15 protein-coding genes are annotated in these 17309 nt (G+C 46.1%); 4 read left to right on the top strand and 11 right to left on the bottom strand.

Features of this window, described 5'->3' with window-relative positions; genetic code table 11:
- Nucleotides 1–2: 2 nt before the first annotated feature.
- Nucleotides 3–1553, bottom strand: a complete 1551-nt coding sequence (locus tag ACSQ8O_RS10910; protein ID WP_056624020.1) for a fumarate hydratase — start codon at nt 1551–1553, stop codon at nt 3–5.
- A gap of 117 nt (nt 1554–1670) precedes the next feature.
- On the opposite strand from ACSQ8O_RS10910, the gene ACSQ8O_RS10905 reads away from it, so the two are divergent.
- On the top strand, nt 1671–2813 hold the full coding sequence (locus ACSQ8O_RS10905; RefSeq protein WP_436241575.1) for a polysaccharide deacetylase family protein: 1143 nt from the start codon (nt 1671–1673) through the stop codon (nt 2811–2813).
- Nucleotides 2814–2865: 52 nt separating this feature from the next.
- Nucleotides 2866–3462 (top strand): 5'-deoxynucleotidase, encoded by a 597-nt coding sequence (yfbR, locus tag ACSQ8O_RS10900; protein ID WP_056624026.1) that lies wholly within the window; start codon nt 2866–2868, stop codon nt 3460–3462.
- A gap of 139 nt (nt 3463–3601) precedes the next feature.
- Here the strand turns inward: yfbR and ACSQ8O_RS10895 are convergent, their stop codons facing one another.
- The 7 genes from ACSQ8O_RS10895 to citZ all read right to left on the bottom strand — a co-directional run bounded on the left by ACSQ8O_RS10895 (nt 3602) and on the right by citZ (nt 11117).
- Entirely contained in the window at nt 3602–4465 is an 864-nt protein-coding gene (locus ACSQ8O_RS10895; RefSeq protein WP_436241980.1) for an IS3 family transposase, read from the bottom strand.
- A gap of 11 nt (nt 4466–4476) precedes the next feature.
- Entirely contained in the window at nt 4477–4803 is a 327-nt protein-coding gene (locus ACSQ8O_RS10890) for a transposase (RefSeq protein ID WP_436241574.1), read from the bottom strand.
- A 287-nt stretch (nt 4804–5090) separates the two neighbouring features.
- Nucleotides 5091–5531: a hypothetical protein gene (locus tag ACSQ8O_RS10885; protein WP_436241573.1), complete on the bottom strand. Its 441-nt coding sequence runs from the start codon at nt 5529–5531 to the stop codon at nt 5091–5093.
- Nucleotides 5532–5803: 272 nt separating this feature from the next.
- On the bottom strand, nt 5804–7378 hold the full coding sequence (locus tag ACSQ8O_RS10880) for a DNA-binding protein (protein WP_436241572.1): 1575 nt from the start codon (nt 7376–7378) through the stop codon (nt 5804–5806).
- A 177-nt stretch (nt 7379–7555) separates the two neighbouring features.
- Nucleotides 7556–8497, bottom strand: coding sequence for a malate dehydrogenase (mdh, locus tag ACSQ8O_RS10875; protein WP_236286046.1), 942 nt, complete (start codon nt 8495–8497; stop codon nt 7556–7558).
- A gap of 51 nt (nt 8498–8548) precedes the next feature.
- Complete coding sequence (gene icd, locus ACSQ8O_RS10870) at nt 8549–9847, bottom strand: NADP-dependent isocitrate dehydrogenase (RefSeq protein ID WP_056624036.1); 1299 nt, start codon at nt 9845–9847, stop codon at nt 8549–8551.
- Nucleotides 9848–10004: 157 nt separating this feature from the next.
- Entirely contained in the window at nt 10005–11117 is a 1113-nt protein-coding gene (gene citZ / locus ACSQ8O_RS10865; RefSeq protein WP_436241571.1) for a citrate synthase, read from the bottom strand.
- A 299-nt stretch (nt 11118–11416) separates the two neighbouring features.
- On the opposite strand from citZ, the gene ACSQ8O_RS10860 reads away from it, so the two are divergent.
- The gene (locus ACSQ8O_RS10860) at nt 11417–12958 is read left to right on the top strand and encodes a Ppx/GppA phosphatase family protein (RefSeq protein ID WP_436241570.1); all 1542 of its coding nucleotides are present in this window, start codon (nt 11417–11419) and stop codon (nt 12956–12958) included.
- Here ACSQ8O_RS10860 and ACSQ8O_RS10855 read toward each other — a convergent pair.
- On the bottom strand, nt 12924–15065 hold the full coding sequence (locus ACSQ8O_RS10855) for an RNA degradosome polyphosphate kinase (protein WP_436241568.1): 2142 nt from the start codon (nt 15063–15065) through the stop codon (nt 12924–12926). The genes ACSQ8O_RS10860 and ACSQ8O_RS10855 overlap by 35 nt on opposite strands.
- Nucleotides 15066–15251: 186 nt before the next feature.
- Between ACSQ8O_RS10855 and ytvI the strand changes: the two genes are divergently transcribed.
- On the top strand, nt 15252–16388 hold the full coding sequence (gene ytvI, locus ACSQ8O_RS10850) for a sporulation integral membrane protein YtvI (protein WP_436241567.1): 1137 nt from the start codon (nt 15252–15254) through the stop codon (nt 16386–16388).
- Between the two features lie 32 nt (nt 16389–16420).
- On the opposite strand, the gene ACSQ8O_RS10845 is transcribed toward ytvI, so the two are convergent.
- Together ACSQ8O_RS10845 and ACSQ8O_RS10840 are read right to left on the bottom strand one after the other, a co-directional pair.
- Nucleotides 16421–16816 carry an FxsA family protein gene (locus ACSQ8O_RS10845; protein WP_056624051.1) on the bottom strand — a complete coding sequence of 132 codons (396 nt, stop codon included), beginning with the start codon at nt 16814–16816 and terminating at the stop codon, nt 16421–16423.
- Nucleotides 16817–16820: 4 nt separating this feature from the next.
- On the bottom strand, nt 16821–17264 hold the full coding sequence (locus ACSQ8O_RS10840) for an acyl-CoA thioesterase (protein ID WP_436241566.1): 444 nt from the start codon (nt 17262–17264) through the stop codon (nt 16821–16823).
- Nucleotides 17265–17309: the final 45 nt, after the last annotated feature.

Genomic DNA, 17309 nt, shown 5'->3' with positions numbered 1-17309 from the left:
TATTATTTGAAGACGGGCTCTTTCAGAGCAGCTAGTTTTTCTAACGAGTTCTTCTCTACATCTGCATGCAGACTGTTGCCATGTGAATCCATCGTCACGATCGCAGCGAAGCCTTCTGTTTCCAGATGCCACATCGCTTCTGGAATACCGAATTCTAGATAATCAACGCCTTCAACCTTTTTGAAGCATTGTGCGTAGTACTGTGCAGCACCACCAATGGCATTCAAGTATACACCGCCGTGATCTTTCAACGCCGCTAGCGTTTTCGGCCCCATGCCGCCTTTACCAATAACCGCGCGAATACCGAACTTTTTAATAATATCGCCTTGGTAAGGCTCCTCACGAATACTCGTTGTCGGTCCAGCCGCCTTCACGTGCCACTCACCCGCATCATCCTTAGCCATAACCGGGCCGCAGTGATAAATAGCTGCGCCATTCAGATCGATTGGTGCATCGTGATCCATCAAATATTTGTGCAGCGCATCGCGTCCAGTGTGCATCGTCCCATTAATAACAACGACATCACCGACCTTCAAGCTGCGAATTTGCTCTTCCGAAATTGGCGTCGTCAACACGATCTCTCGACGCTCCTCTTGTGGCGTGTTTCTAGCTTCTTCCGCACTTGCTTCGAAAGCCTCTTGGAAAGAAACTTCAACACCTCGTGGATAAGACCAGCCATTGATTTCCCCTGTTTCAGCATTTAAGATCACACCTTGGCGACGGAATGCCCAACAGTTATACGCCACAGATACGAAGAAGCTAGCTGGCAAACGGTTCATCACGCCGACTTTACAACCAAGCAAAGTGACTTGACCGCCAAAGCCCATCGTACCAATCCCAAGCGTGTTCGCATGCTCCATCACGTACTCTTCGACCTTACGAAGGTCTGGATGTGGGTTTACATCGTCAACATGGCGGAACAATTGATGCTTCGCAAGCTCGTAACCGCTTGTCCGATCGCCACCGATGCCAACACCAATAAAGCCTGCGCTGCAACCTTGACCTTGTGCTTGATACACCGCGTGCATAACGCACTTGCGAATCCCGTCGAGGTCACGACCTGCTTTGCCTACACCTTCCAGATCAGCTGGGAGGCTGTATTGAATATTTTTGTTCTCGCAGCCGCCGCCTTTGAGAATGAGTTTCACTTCCACATCGTCGCGTTCCCATTGCTCAAAATGAATAACTGGTGTTCCTGGTCCGAGGTTATCCCCGCTATTAGCACCCGTAAGCGAATCTACGGAATTCGTCCGAAGTTTGGAAGCTTTCGTCGCATTCGCAACGGCTTCAAGGATATGTTTCTTCATAACAATTTGGTTTGCCCCAACTGGACAGTGTATAATAAACGTTGGCATTCCTGTATCCTGACAAATCGGGGATACATTCGTTTCCGCCATATGAATGTTATCAGCAATTCGGGATAGCGACAACGCGGAACGCGTGCCATTGTCCTCTTTAATTTGTGCAGCTTGTACCGCACGACGAACATCACCAGGAAGATTCGTGGATGTTTCTACAATTAAATCATACACACTTTGATAAAAATGTTGCATAACGCTTTCTAGCTCCTCTCAATTACCCGCATAATCGTAAAGAATATAAACCATTATACCATACCTCATAGGAACAGTTCGACGGTTCTTGTGAGCAAAACAAGGAGATTCACTGACATGTATAAACGGATTGCGATTTCGATTCTCGTTAGTCTACTGGGGCTTACGCTTTTGCTAACCCCCTTGCAGGCTGAACGGTCCGAGACCATTTACTACCAAGATCAGGTTGCCGTCCTGATGTATCACCACATCCATGACACCGATACAAGCTCAAGTACAATCACAAGTGCCCTATTTCAGAATCAGTTAACAACTCTGCTCAGCAAAGGCTATCATTTTATTTCATTAGATGAGTTTAAAATGTATTTGGCAGGCGCAACGGTTCCATCGAACGCGGTGCTGGTCACTTTTGATGATGGGTATCAAAGCTTCTTTACAGGAGCTTATCCGATTCTCAAAAGCTTACGCATACCCGCTGTCAACTTCGTCATCACAACGGATTTAGCGAACCCCTTGGCCTCCTATATTCCGTCGATGTCCAAGGAGCAAATCAGCGAAATGACGCATACGACGAATTTCATCGACATCGGCTGCCACACGGACAACCTTCACCACAAGCTCCCGAGTGGAGAAGCCGCGCTTGTAGGCAGACTTGATGGAGAGAACGCGGATGCTTACCAGCAGCGCGTGTTCTCGGATGCGCAAGCCTGCATCGGCAAACTTGCACCGCTCACGGATAACAAGCCGCTCGACGCGATGGCGTATCCGTACGGCATCACGTCGCCTGGGGCGACGGAACAAGTGAAGAAGGCGGGCATCCGCTACGCCTTCACGATCTCGCCCGAGATGGCGACTCGCAGCGCCGATCACATGTTGATCCCGCGGATCAACGCGGGCAGCCCGAATATCACGCCGGAGCTGCTGCTGCGCTCGATCCAGCGCCGTGTCCAGGCGCAGCGTGACAGCGCGCCGCTGCGCTTGGACGCCGCCGCTGCCATCGCGCAGCTCGGCGGCAACGCCACGGCTGAAGGCGGAGAGCTTCGCCTCCGCCTCGGACAACAGGCATTCACCCTGGGGGTGAATGCCAAGACCGCAACGCGCGGCGACGACGCGCGCGTCCGGTTGCGGGAGCCCGTGCTGCGTGAGCACGGGCAGGTCACGATCGCGCTTGACGATCTGCAAGCTCTGATCGGGCAGTCGCTCGTCTACACCCCAGCCACCGGTAAGGTGGATGTACGGGTGGCGCCGAGCGTGAAATAGCCCTTGGCGGGAGCGCGCCTCCCGCACATCCGAACATGAAGGAGTTCACCCCATGAATCATCACTTTTTCGCTTACTTATATCGACTCAAATATATCGACCGCTGGAGCCTCATGTGGAACATGCGCCGCGAGAACGTAGCCGAGCATTCCTTCTACGTAGCTTCGATCGCGCATATGCTGTGTACCATCTCCAACGAAGTCTACGGTGGGAATGTCCCTACCGACCGAGTCGTCTCCATCGCATTGTTCCACGATGCCTCCGAGGTGCTGACGGGTGACATCCCTCAGCCCGTGAAACACAACAATGAGCAAATTCTGCGGAATTTCCGCGAGATTGAAGACGTCGCCGTAGAACGGCTGATAGGCACAATCCCACCAGCGCTCAGCAACATCTATCGTGGCCTCATTCAAGATCCTGACCCTGAGCTCTACCGTTGGGTAAAGGCCGCTGATCTAATCGAAGCCTATATCAAATGCTTAACAGAGCTTTCTACCGGCAACCGCGAGTTTGTTGTTGCCAAGCAGCAAGTGCTCGACAGCTTGAAAAAGATGAACATGCCGGAAGTCGATTACTTCTTGGAGCATATGAGCGCCTCCTTCGAGAAAACGCTGGATGAAATTACGTTGGATATCGCGGATCCTAGCTAATCTCAATCTCAATCTCAATCTCAACCTCATACTCGAATAACTGGAAAACCTCCAGCTATATTCTCAATATCCAGAATAAAATCTGATTTAGATGGATTTCTGGACCTCTGTCAAGAAAGTAGACACCTACTAAGAGAAATTAACTAACGCTTTTGTAATATAGTTCTTCAAATCGATCAGGCGAGACATAGCCCAAAGAACCATGGATTCTTTTACGGTTGTAAAAGAGTTCAATGTACTCGAACATGTCCTGTTGAGCCTGTGCCTTTGTCCAAAATTTCGTACAGTAAACAAACTCCTTCTTTAATACGCTGTGGAAGGATTCGATGCAGGCATTATCGTAGCAGTTGCCTTTTCGGCTCATACTTGCTTTCATTTTGTAGGTTTCAAGTCTTTCGCGGTAATCTTCCGAGGCATATTGTGAGCCTCGATCTGAGTGATGCACAAGCCCTACTGGGGGTTGCTGCGCCACATAAGCTTGGTCTAGTGCAGCCAGGACTAACTCTGTTGTCATGCGGTCTCCGAGCTTCCAACCTACAATTTTGCGCGTGTAAAGATCTAAAACACTAGCTAAATACAACCGGCCTTCACGGCACGGAATATAGGTAATGTCAGTGACCCAGACTTTGTTAGGTGCGGTTGTTTGAAAATTTTGATTTAGCAAGTTAGGTGCAATCGGTGAATCGTGGTTTGAATCCGTCGTGTTCACTCGAAACTTCTTAGAAACGCAGGAACGAAGCCCATTGGCTTTCATTAGTGAACCAACTAGTCGTTCAGATACCGTCCAGCCTTCACGCACGAGTGTCTCTGTGATTTTAGGGCTGCCATACCTACCAAAATGGTCATGAAATATGAACGTGATTCGAGCTAAGAGCGCAGTTCTGCGCTTCTGGTAGCTATTCACCGCCTCTTTTCCAAGTAACCATTTATAGTAACCGCTCCGGGAAACCTCAAGCGTTTGACACATCTTCTCCATTGAAAATTCGGAACGATGCTTTTCAATGAACTGGAACCTTAGTTCTTTGGTTTGCTGAAGATGTGTACGGCCTTTTTTACGATCGCAAGTTCTTCTTGAGCATCTGCAATGAGGCGATCTTTATCTGCAAGTTCGCGGTCTTTCTCTTTCAAAAGCTGTTCTAACTGGCGGAGTCTTTCTGGTGTTGCAATTGACTCACTTTCAAACTGTCGATATTTCGCTACCCATTGGTGCAGTGTTCCTGCCGGAATGTTCAATTCCTCGGCTATCTGCGTTACCGACTTCGTTTGTTCTTGAATAAATTTTACCGTCTGTTGTTTAAATTCATCATTATACCGTTGCCGCTGTTCACCCAAAATGAACACCTCCTGATAAGATTATTATCCTCATCTCTTAACAAGGTGTCTACTTTTTATTCTAGTTCCATTCATGAAGCTAATTTGCTCATTGTTCAGCCATAAGGCCTATATGCGTGAAATTAGCTGTACTAAATCCATCTATATCAAGAAACTTCTCAAATACTGCACAATTAGCTGTATATAATCCATCTATTCTGCAGATCCAGCCACTAGCTGGGCTTTGGTGTCCATCGAACAAACACACAAAAGAACCTCCTTTCCACTTGGAAAGGAGGTTCTTTACATCTCTAAGACTATGCCAAAATCTGAGGATTTGTCATAATCACAATAGCTAGGATAACCGCGATAGAACCGATCCAGCTGAATGTTTTGATTTTTGCGGCATCCGCCGCTGTACTTTTACCTGCTGCACTGTTCGCTCTCAATTTCTTGATGCGGCCACCAATCATTCCTGTAACTGCCCCCACAATTACGAGTAAAATGATAGCGAGTGCCATCCATAAACCAGAGAAACTACCTTCGCTAACCATTGCTCCTCCAGAGATGAAGGTAACAATCAAAGAAAACTGACCAATTCGGTTAAGCGTAGATAGTAATCCCATGAAGCTTTCTTGCCCTGAGCCGGATAAGCTAGCAGCTCGTCCTACAATGAAAGGGAAAACAACATAAGATCCAAGCAATAAAGCACTAATTACGTGTAAAAAAAGCATAACATGTTGCACTGATTCTGGCATTAAGTCAACCTCCGCAATTTTAATTAGAATCGTTCTCTTTTAGTATACAGAATCGGAATGTGGGTAACAAGAAAGCGATGTCAAAATTCCTACAAATTCACCATATCTCCATAAAACTGTGACTAAATAAGTAGAAAACAACCCCTGATCTCCCTGCGGAAGCCTTCGAACAGTGACATGGAATGACCTTTCGATCCCTCTATTGTCCATTCATCCGAAGGCTTCCGTACAGGAAGCTGGCGTTGTTCTACCCTCGTGTAAATCTTATGAGCTTATGGCAGCGGCTCTGCTGCTACATTCGCAATCGTAACCGATTCTGTGAACTTATTCGTTGTATTTTGTCTAATCCGCATGCTCGCTGCTCCAGATGCGGTCGTATTGATTTGCACATTTACAATCTTCTCTGCATGTCCACTCGCATTCGCTGTCATCGAGAAGCTCGTGCTATATCCATACGCAGCTGGCCATGAGCCATCACTATTCTGTACCTTCGCCACTTGCGTTCCAGAGCTGTTGTAAATACCTATATTATAGCCAGTGGTGGTCGAGTTCGCAGCTAAACCGTTCATAATAATCTTTACTTGGAATACGTAATGATTCGGCAGCTGAGATTGATGAACGAAAGCAAATGGGTCCGTTGTATTCGTAGAGGAAGCAACTCCATACGATCCTACTTTAAAGGTCGTCGGATCATACCACTTATACCCTGCTGCTGGTGCTGCCCACGGCTCCGCTTGCGGCTCCGTCGTGTTAGCCGGCTGTTCCCATGTGAATAGTGTGGTCGCCGTGTCTAAAGTCAATCCAGACACCTGAGTCAAACTCGTGTAGCTCTCTTTGGTGGCTAACCAATTGACCATATTGACGAGCAAGGTTGCGTCATTCTGCTCCTGGAAACCGGCATATGTCGTTTTCGTACCGCCTGTTTCCTCTCGCTTATATTTCGGCGTTGCATCCTCAACAGGCGATGAATCACCGATGAAGCCCGCTTTACCAGCGCTGACTTTGGAAACGGCCACATACGGCCCTTCCGCTACGCCTCCGCCATTGTATACCCCTTGATCTACCGCACTCGCCCATTTCGTCGTCGTGGCCGGCAAATATACAATTCCCTTCGCTTTGTTAGGGTCGGTAATCGCTAAGGTAGAACCTGCATGCATAGCCACGGTGGAAACTCCACTTGTTATGCCAAACCCCTGCGCACCGCTCACCATATTGTTCGCCGTGATATCACCTAGCGCATTGTATCGGAAACGTACACCGAAGTTCGTCGATAACCAGTCTGAGCTTGCAACGCCTGACATCGCTGCCGAGGTTGCCTCTTCGGTACTCATCCCTAAGGCAGGATTCGTCCAAGCACCTCGACGATAGCCATTGAATACCTCTGAAGCGTCCCAGCGGTTCTTATTCCGATCTGCATTGTAATGATCGCCAATGAAGAAAATGCTGCCGCCTGCTTGCACGTACTGCAGCATAGCGCTTTGTTCTGTGGTTTTATATGGAATATTAGCTTCCCCTATAACGAATACATCGTAAGCAGATAAGTCCGAAAGTGTAATTGCTGTGCTTTTGCGTAATTCCTTCACATAGTAACCGGCGTTTCCTAGCGCATTTGCGAAATCAGAGAAAGCCCCATCGATTACCCAATCTGCCGCTCCTGCCGTTTGACCATGGGTATTATCAAACAAGACCTTTTTTCCATTGGGGGATGCAGGCGTAATCGATGGTGCTGGATCATTTGGTCCTTCCGCCCATGCTTGCGGTACGACGCTTACCAATGTACTAAATATTGCCGCGGTAACCCACAATCTTCGCAAGCCTTTCTTGCTAAACCAACTTCTTCTCAACATTAATTCCCACCATCCTATGGAATAATTAACCAATGTAATTCGGCTATACATATCGTATCATAGGCCATGCTCATGGGATAGATTCTGGAAATTAATTTACAAAAACAACAACTTTTTGTGCATCATTACAAAAAAAGGCCAGCCCCCCTAAAACCTAGGAGACTGGCCTCTCATTTATTAACCTGCGACTACTTTAATGACGTTACGTACGGATTCAGCTGTTTTGTCCAAAGCTGATCGTTCAGCGTCTGTCAATTCGATGTCCATAATTTTCTCAATGCCGTTAGCACCCAGAACCGTGAGAACACCCATGAACAGGTTGTTATAGCCGTACTCGCCTTCAAGCAGCGCGATTGTTGGAATGATTCGCTTCTTATCTTTCAGGATGGCTTCCGTCATTTGCACAAGAGAAGCCGCTGGTGCGTAGTATGCACTACCGTTACCAAGCAGGTTAACGATTTCGCCGCCGCCAGTACGTGTACGTTGAACGATGGCTTCGATGCGATCAGCTGCAATCAGCTTCTCAATAGGCACCCCGCCAGCGTATGTGTAACGCACGAGTGGTACCATGTCATCGCCATGTCCACCGATAACAACCCCCTTCACATCCTCAACGGATACGTTCAACTCTTGCGAGATAAACGTCAGATAACGGGCTGTATCAAGTACACCGGATTGACCGATAACGCGATTTTTCGGGAAACCTAGCGCCTGGTAAGCGACGTAAGTCATCGCATCAACAGGGTTACTCAAAATGATCACGATGGAATCAGGAGCAACTTCCTTCACATTCTCACATACGGATTTCACGATACCCGCATTTGTGTTAACAAGATCGTCGCGGCTCATCCCTGGCTTCCGAGCAATCCCTGCCGTGATGATGACAATGTCAGAACCAGCTGCATCCGCATAACTGGATGTACCTGTGATTTGAGCATCAAATCCTTGCACAGGACCTGCTTCAAGCATGTCTAGTGCTTTCCCCTTTGTGGGGTTTTCTAATTGCGGAATATCGAGTAGAACAACGTCACCAAGTTCTTTTTGAGCTAGCATTAGAGCAGTAGTAGCACCTGTGAAGCCCGCGCCAACAACGGTAATTTTATTACGACGAATAGCCATTTAAAATATACCTCCTCATAATCTGTTGTCTAACTCAACGATAGGTACGAATTAAGCCATGTTTTTGATGATTTCGTTCGCGAACTCGGAGCACTTGATTTCTTTCGCGCCTTCCATCAAACGTGCGAAGTCATAAGTAACTGTTTTGTTGTTGATGGATGTTTCCAAGCCTTTGTAGATCAGCTCAGCAGCTTCCAACCAACCAAGGTGCTCAAGCAACATAACGCCGGAAAGGATTACGGAACCTGGGTTAACAACATCAAGACCAGCATATTTAGGAGCTGTACCGTGAGTTGCTTCGAAGATTGCATGACCAGTCAAGTAGTTGATGTTAGCTCCTGGAGCGATACCGATACCACCAACTTGTGCAGCAAGTGCATCAGACAGGTAGTCACCGTTCAAGTTCAATGTAGCAATTACGTCGAAATCAGTTGGACGTGTCAATACTTGTTGTAGCGCGATGTCAGCGATAGCATCTTTTACGATGATTTTGCCAGCAGCTTCTGCATCTTTTTGTGCTTTGTTTGCAGCTTCTGCGCCTTCTGCTTCTTTAATACGATCGTATTGTGCCCATGTAAATGTTTTATCAGCATATTCACGCTCAGCCAACTCATAACCCCAGTTTTTGAACGCGCCTTCTGTGAACTTCATGATGTTACCTTTGTGAACCAATGTTAACGTTTTGCGGCCATGTTTGATTGCGTACTCGATAGCTGCGCGAACCAAACGCTCTGTACCTTCGGAGGATACTGGTTTAACACCGATACCTGAAGTTTCTGGGAAACGGATTTTGTTAACGCCCATTTCGTTTTGCAAGAAGGAGATTACTTTCTTAACTGCTTCAGATCCAGCTTCCCACTCGATACCTGCGTAGATATCTTCTGTGTTTTCACGGAAAATAACCATGTCAACCAACTCAGGACGTTTAACTGGGGATGGAACGCCGTCGAAGTAACGAACTGGACGGGAACATACGTAAAGATCAAGCTCTTGACGAAGTGCCACGTTCAAGGAACGAATACCGCCACCGATTGGTGTAGTAAGTGGTCCTTTGATGGACACGATGTATTCTTTCATTGCAGTTAAAGTATCATTCGGCAACCAGCTGTTGAATTTATTGAAAGCTTTCTCACCAGCGTATACTTCGTACCAAGCGATTTTCTTTTCGCCTTTGTATGCTTTCTCAACAGCAGCATCTAGAACACGAACGGAAGCTGCCCAGATGTCAGGACCTGTACCGTCACCCTCGATGAAAGGGATGATTGGGTTGTTAGGGACTTGAAGTACACCGTTTTCGATGGTGATTTTTTGTCCTTCTGTTGGTAGCTCGTAGTTTTCGAATTGTGGCATGTGAATAGTTCCTCCTCAAATTTGTATGAAAATGATTTCTTTTCTATATGTTGTGCATAGCTAGGCACACAAAAAGTGACGGGAGTCGCAGTACTCCCCCAGATGAACTAGGGATGGGTACCGAACTGCCCGCACCTTGAGCTTAATGCATGAACAATTAGCGTTGGCCAATTGGGATATATTTTTGGTTAACTGGACCTGTGTACTCAGCGCGAGGACGGATCAAGCGGTTGTTCTCGTACTGCTCAAGAATATGAGCTGCCCAACCGGAAGTACGGCTGATCGCGAAGATCGGCGTGAACAAGTCACGTGGGATTTCTAGCGTCGTGTATACGGATGCCGAGTAGAAGTCAACGTTCGGTTTCAAACCTTTAAGACCTGTTACCAACTCGTCTGCTTTAATGGACATTTCGTACCATTTCAGGTTGCCCGTCAATTTACCAAGCTCATAGGACATTTTTTGCAAGTGCTTTGCACGAGGATCGCCGTTTTTGTAAACGCGATGACCGAAGCCCATGATTTTGTCTTTGCGCTCTAATTTACCGTTAATGTAAGGAACAACGTTCTCAACAGTACCAATCTCTTCAAGCATAACCATTACCGCTTCGTTAGCACCACCGTGAAGAGGTCCTTTAAGTGTGCCGATTGCGGAAGTAATACCAGAGTAGATATCTGTCAATGTTGCTACTGTTACACGCGCAGCGAATGTGGATGCATTCAACTCGTGGTCAGCATGAAGTACTAATGCTTTGTCCAACGCTTCGATTGCAACTTTATCCGGCTCATTACCAGTCAGTTGGAACAAGAAGTTAGCAGCTACAGAAGAATATCCTGGAGAAGCTACTGGCTCTTTGCCTTCACGAATACGGCCGAAAGCCGCGATAATAGCAGGGATTTGCGCTTGCAATTTGATGGCTTTACGTACATTGGATTCCGAACTTGAATCATTTGCTTCGGCATCATACAGGGCAAGTGCTGACACTGCTGTACGAAGCGCAGCCATGGAATTCACATCTTTCGGGAAGGCACGAATAAGATCAATTACCGCGTCTGGTACTTTGCTGTATGCGTTCAGGTCGCTTTGCAATTTCTCAAGCTCAGCTTGAGTAGGCAATTTACCGAACCAAAGTAAGTAAATAACTTCTTCAAATGTCGCATTTTCTGCGAGGTCATCAATATCAATCCCGCGATACGTTAGCACACCATCTACAATGGAGCTGATCGACGAGGTTGTGGCTACAATTCCTTCTAAACCTTTGGTTGCAGACATGGGAATCTCTCCTTAGCTACTCTATTAGCATAATATTGCTGTTTTCTTCTCTTAATAATAAAGTATTTTACTTGGTAAGTGAACAAAAGAGGTCATAGAAGTAAATTATCACTACCATAGAAATTCTTTTTGGCGGAATTTTCACACCATTTTTCGTACACAGGTTCTAAACACACGATACAAGTTTTTGTTAATTTCCTCGAATTATGCAGTGTGCGGGGAAAAATTTGTAGACCTTGTGCGAGATTGATACAATGTAAGGAATGAATCCGTGAATTGAGTTAAAAAGGAGCGACACAATGAGCAACCTTGCAACTAGGATTGGCATCATCGATATCGGATCCAACTCCATCCGACTTGTCATTTATGAAATAAATGCCCATGGAGCTTATCGCGTTGTAAGTGAGCATAAAGATTCCGCAAGACTTAGCGAACGCATGGGTCCTGATGGCATCTTACATAACAAAGAAATTATTTCAATCGTTCCTATCTTAACCCACTATGCCAGGTTATGCCAGTCTCAATTTGTTACAACCGTTCGAGCCGTTGCTACTGCCGCAGTTCGGAACGCTACCAACACATCAGAAATCGTACGTATTCTCGAGGAACAAACAGGGCTCACGATTGAGGTTCTGAGCGGCTTTGAGGAGGCTCGGTACGGTTATTTAGGCGTCATTAACTCCATGGATATCCGCAATGGCATGATTATTGATATCGGTGGCGGAAGCACGGAGGTCTCTTTAGTAAAGGATCGGGAGTTAGTACAAAGTGTCTCTTTTCCTTTCGGAGCTGTAAATACCACACGTCAATTTATGAAGGGCGTTAATCTAACGGATCAAGAGATGGACGATATTCGCAAAATGGTGCATGACGCCATAGCTTCACAGCCATGGATTATGAAGTCCCCCAATCTTCCTATGGTCGGACTAGGCGGGACGATCCGAACACTTGGCAAAATGAGCCGCAAGCGCAATAAATACCCGCTTCAACTGGCTCACAATTACGTCATGAAGCCAGGTGAGCTTCAAGAATTTTCGTTACTTTTATCTACATTGACTATTGAAAAAAGGAAGAAAATCGATGGACTCGCCAAGGAACGAGCCGATATCATGGTGCCTGGCCTGCTTATTCTAGAGACCATTTTCGATGCCGCGAAATCCTCATCTTGTCTCATCAGCGGATCTGGCCTACGCGACGGACTTTTCTTTGCAACCTATAATCCGAAGCAACCCGTAAAAGCTGACGTATTGGAAGCCAGCATTCAGAATATACTGGCACTCCACCCAAATGCAGCTGCCACGCATGTCCGGCATATCGATACCTTTGCGATGCAACTGTACGATGCGCTGGCGCCATCGACAGATCTGGAAGCACGGGGCAGGCAGATGCTGCACACAGCTGCTCTTTTGTACCGAATTGGTGTGAGTGTCCATTACTACCAATACTTGAAGCACTCCGAATATATGATTCAAGAAGCGCATATTGACGGCCTCAGTCATCGTGAGATTGTCATTGCCTCTATGATCGCAACATTCAAAACAAAAAATCGGACCCAGCAGCAGGCACTTGTATACAAGGACCTATTACTGGAATCCGATGTTACCTTAATCATTAAGCTTGGTGCGATCCTTAAGCTTGCCATGGCCATGGATGCCAGCGAGACACAACCCATTCATGCGGACATCCATATCCAGCGCAATGATACTTCCCTGAATCTTAATCTGCGTTGTGCGCACAACCCTTTCTTGGAACTCAAGGAGCTGAACACATTCACCAAAGATTTCGATAAAATCTGGGGCATTAAGCTTATGATTCAAACCGAAGTTTTTTCCATGAAGTAATCCGCATCGCCTCGAACTGGCTCCGATAAGGGGTCAGTTCATTTTTTATGCGCGTATACATGCCATTGGGCATGAGTTCTCGCGCTTTGACATTATCATGGAGTGTCACGTTTAGAATTTGAATCATCATTTTCTTCATATCTCGGTCCAAAACCGGGCACATCAACTCAATTCGCCGAGTTAAATTACGCGTCATCCAATCTGCTGAAGATAGATAGACATCGACATATCCCCCATTTTCGAAATAGTAAATCCGTGAATGTTCCAGGAATCGGTCTACAATACTCCGAACGGTAATATTCTCACTTAGACCAGGCACACCTGGCCTCAAGCAGCAGACACCTCGAATGATGAGTTCGATCTTCACGCCAGCTTGTGACGCTGCGTATAACGCATCCACCATTTCTTGATTCGATAGCGAGTTCATTTTCGCAATAATTCGAGCTGGACGACCGGCTTTTGCATGCTCCGATTCACGTGCGATGAGCTCAAATAACTTATCTTTCAAGTCCGTTGGCGCGACGGCAAAGGATTGCCAATCATGAGGGGCGGAATAGCCCGTAATTTCGTTGAAAAGTGCAGAAGCATCTTCTCCAATCACACTGTTGGACGTGAATAATCCTACATCTGTATAGAGCCGCGCCGTACTGTCATTGTAGTTACCTGTTCCGACATGAACATAACGTCGAAGCGTATGTTCTTCCTGACGAACAACAAGTGTGATTTTGGCATGCGTTTTGAGTCCTACTAGCCCGTAAACGACATGGCAGCCCGATTTCTCCAGCATTCTCGCCCAGGCTATATTCCGCTCTTCATCGAACCTTGCCTTCAGTTCGACAACCACCGTCACTTGTTTACCGGATTCTGCCGCTCTAGCCAATGCCTGAATAATCGGTGATTTACCACTTGCCCTGTATAAGGTCATTTTGATGGCCAATACGTGGGGATCATAAGCGGCATGGACGATAAAGTCCGTCACTGCATCAAAGGTCTCGTATGGATGATGAACGAGGACATCTTTCATTTTGAGAATATTAAAAAAGTCTGCCGAATCTGCTGTGTCTTCAAACTCAACAGGATATTTAGCAACAATGCGTGGATAACGTAGATTATCGAACCCATTCAATGTGTTGGCAAGCTTCATAAAATAAGTGATATCCAAAGGGCCATCGATCTCAAATATTTGTTCCTCAATCTCAAATTCATCCTGTAATTGCGCTAACGCATAGGGATGAATCCCCTCTTGTACCTCTAACCTCACAGGTGAGCCCCATCGTCTGCGTCTAAGCTCCTTTTCGATCTCTTCCAGTAAATCCTCCGCGCCTTCTTCGTTAAGCGTTAGATCCGCATTACGCGTGACACGGAACCCATGCACAGAAATCGGTGTATATCCGCTGAATAGCGATTGAATGTGATGCTCAATCAGTTCCTCAAGCAGAATAAATTCTGTCTTTTTACTATTGGAACGAGTAGGAACAGGTATGCAGCGAGCTAAATTACTAGGAATTTGGACGATTGCAAAATAAGGCTCCTCATCCAAATCTTCGCCTTCGCGTACAAGTAAAACGGCCAAATATAACGACTGATTATGTACAAGTGGAAAAGGACGGCTTTGATCTACTGCCATAGGCGTCAATACAGGGAATATAATGTCATGATAGTAGGCATCCATGGCCTTTTTCTGAGACGTGTTTAGATCCTCATACTCGGTAAATACAATGCCTTCCTTCGTCAAAAGCCGCGTCACTTCTCGATATGTCTTGTACTGCTCTGTCACCATTTTCGCTGTACGCTTCATAATGCGTTTGATGAGGCCTGCCGGTGTGTAGCCGGTGAAATCCTTTTTGGTGTAGCCAGCCTTAATCTGATCCTTGAGTCCTGCGACACGAACACTCATGAATTCATCGAGGTTGCTCGATACGATCGACAGAAATTTCACACGCTCTAGCAGTGGTGTACTCGCATCCTGCGCTTCCTCAAGCACACGCCAATTGAACTCGATCCAGCTCAAATCACGATTTAAGTACTTGGTTGAAATTTCTTTGACTTCTTTGACTTCTTTGAGTTCCTTAACATCCTTTAGTTCTGGTTCGCGCGCAATACTCATAAATCCTCCAGTATTTTTCCGTTTTTAGTGACTTAATATCTCCATTGTACTATGCGGCTTAGTGGGGCGACAATCCAATACCCTGTATTTCAATATATTAAGATTTTGTAAAGATCATGATATTTCCGTATTTATCCATGTTCATGTTACAATATAAATGACTTGAAACAAGGAGTGATTCCTACCATGGGTATCCTAAATCCGCGACTGGTTCACCAAATTTTCAGAGGCATATGGGTGGCCATAATCCTCTTCTTAGTAGCCATTGCCTTTTACTATATCATTCCACTCATTTACCCATTTATTTTTGGTTGGATTATCGCACTTATGCTCAACCCGCTAGTTAATTTCTTTCAATTCAAATTAAAGCTGCCAAGGTGGTTGTCTGTCTCGTTATCCATGCTCATATTTTTAGGGGCGATGGTTACGGTTATCACTTTGCTTGTAGCTAATATTGTCGTGGAACTTGGCTCCCTTGCGGATACGATTCAACTTCAAATCAACCGATGGGTCGAGGAATTCAATGTCTTCATTAATTCAGTCACTTTCCAGCAATGGATTGAACGCGTGAATGAGTTTTTTGAAAATAATCCAAAATATCAGGAGACAGTTAACACCAATCTCTCCTCGACTGCCGGCTCTATTGCCGACGTTAGTAAATTGGTCATCACCTATACGTTTGCCGCACTCAAAGCTTTCCTGACATCTCTACCTAATATCGCGACGATCACGATCATCGTGATGCTGGCCACTTTTTTCATCAGTAAAGACTGGTACGGGCTCATCAAACGCTATAAGGGCATCTTCTCTGACATGATTGTTAAAACGACTAAATTGATCCGAACGGATCTACAGAAAGCCTTGTTCGGCTATATGAGAGCTCAGTTGATTCTCGTTTCACTTACTGCACTCGTCGTGATCATCGGTTTGCTTATTCTCCGTGTTGATTATGCGATTACCATCGGCTTATTAACCGGTTTAGCAGACCTGATGCCGTATCTGGGAACAGGTGCAGTGATGGTACCATGGATCCTCTATGTTTTCTTCGCTCAAGGTAATATCGTGCTTGGTATTGGACTCAGTGTCCTGTATGGCGTTATTGTGATCGCGCGGCAAATTATGGAGCCCAAGGTATTAGCCTCCTCAGTCGGCCTAGATCCACTTGCTACCCTTATTGCGATGTTTGTAGGATTAAAACTTTTCGGGCTGCTGGGACTCATCGTCGGACCTGTCTCCCTTATCCTAATAACCGCCTTCTATCGGGCAAGAATCTTCCATGATATAGCAGCTTACATACACAAAGGCTCGGCACCTCCTGAATAGGAGGATGACCGAGCCTTTCGTTTAATCGTTACTTATCTGCGATTGATGATGTGCATGTTGCCTTTGCCAATTTGCTTGCGAATGATGGCCAGCAGTAATACTTTGAAAATCGGTCTTGTGTAAGGAAAGACGAGCAGGAAACCTAGAATATCCGTAATGAACCCCGGTGTAATGAGCAAAATCCCTCCAAGGAAAATACAGATACCATCAAGGATTTGCTGCGCTGGCAGCTGACCCTGCGACCACTCGAACTTCGCATACTCTATCACTTTGCGCCCCTCGCGCTTCGCAAAGTAAGCACCTAAGAAACCGCTCGCTATGATTAACAGGAAGGTCATCCAACCTCCGACTAGATGTCCAAGCATGATTAACATGGTAATTTCTACGGCAGGAACGAGAATAAAAATAGCGATAATCCATCTAAACATAGGTTTAGCCTCCGTCTTCAGAATACTTCGCAATAAGCTGCCACAATTCTGGCGCTTCCTTTTCTATACGTACTGGCCTCCAAGAAGGATTCACCCAAACATGACCAGATGTTCCAGTCACCAATATTTCTTCGGTGAGATCGTCGTTTATTCTCCGAATTTCATACGCAAATTGCATCCGCACACTGCTTATTTGTGATACACATGTATAGATACCCACGAGATCATCGTATCGCGCTGGTTTTTTGAACTTGAGATCCGCTTCTGTAACGGGGAGCAAGAGTCCCATTTCCTCTATTTTGCGATAGGGATAACCTAGGGATCGTATAAGCTCTGTACGGCCGATTTCGAACCAAGTCAAATAATTGGCATGATACACAACCCCCATTTGATCCGTCTCTTGATATCGAACACGCAGCTGTTGTTGGTGCCACCGTTGCTGAGTCATGATACATCCTCCCGCTTTGACTTTGTAATTCCATTATAACACAGG

Source organism: Paenibacillus sp. LjRoot56 (assembly GCF_964253335.1).
In the GTDB taxonomy this organism is placed as follows: Bacteria; Bacillota; Bacilli; order Paenibacillales; family NBRC-103111; genus Paenibacillus_E; species Paenibacillus_E allorhizoplanae.
Note: the sequence above shows the minus strand (reverse complement) of the source record. Positions and strands in the feature narration are given on the sequence as shown.

Bases quoted from the DNA above. Each gene is read 5' to 3' on its own strand.
- ACSQ8O_RS10910 (WP_056624020.1), bottom strand. From the start codon at position 1,553: ATGCAACATTTTTATCAAAGTGTGTATGATTTAATTGTAGAAACATCC.
- ACSQ8O_RS10905 (WP_436241575.1), top strand. From the start codon at position 1,671: ATGTATAAACGGATTGCGATTTCGATTCTCGTTAGTCTACTGGGGCTT.
- yfbR (WP_056624026.1), top strand. From the start codon at position 2,866: ATGAATCATCACTTTTTCGCTTACTTATATCGACTCAAATATATCGAC.
- ACSQ8O_RS10885 (WP_436241573.1), bottom strand. From the start codon at position 5,531: ATGCCAGAATCAGTGCAACATGTTATGCTTTTTTTACACGTAATTAGT.
- ACSQ8O_RS10880 (WP_436241572.1), bottom strand. From the start codon at position 7,378: ATGTTGAGAAGAAGTTGGTTTAGCAAGAAAGGCTTGCGAAGATTGTGG.
- mdh (WP_236286046.1), bottom strand. From the start codon at position 8,497: ATGGCTATTCGTCGTAATAAAATTACCGTTGTTGGCGCGGGCTTCACA.
- icd (WP_056624036.1), bottom strand. From the start codon at position 9,847: ATGCCACAATTCGAAAACTACGAGCTACCAACAGAAGGACAAAAAATC.
- citZ (WP_436241571.1), bottom strand. From the start codon at position 11,117: ATGTCTGCAACCAAAGGTTTAGAAGGAATTGTAGCCACAACCTCGTCG.
- ACSQ8O_RS10860 (WP_436241570.1), top strand. From the start codon at position 11,417: ATGAGCAACCTTGCAACTAGGATTGGCATCATCGATATCGGATCCAAC.
- ACSQ8O_RS10855 (WP_436241568.1), bottom strand. From the start codon at position 15,065: ATGAGTATTGCGCGCGAACCAGAACTAAAGGATGTTAAGGAACTCAAA.
- ytvI (WP_436241567.1), top strand. From the start codon at position 15,252: ATGGGTATCCTAAATCCGCGACTGGTTCACCAAATTTTCAGAGGCATA.
- ACSQ8O_RS10845 (WP_056624051.1), bottom strand. From the start codon at position 16,816: ATGTTTAGATGGATTATCGCTATTTTTATTCTCGTTCCTGCCGTAGAA.
- ACSQ8O_RS10840 (WP_436241566.1), bottom strand. From the start codon at position 17,264: ATGACTCAGCAACGGTGGCACCAACAACAGCTGCGTGTTCGATATCAA.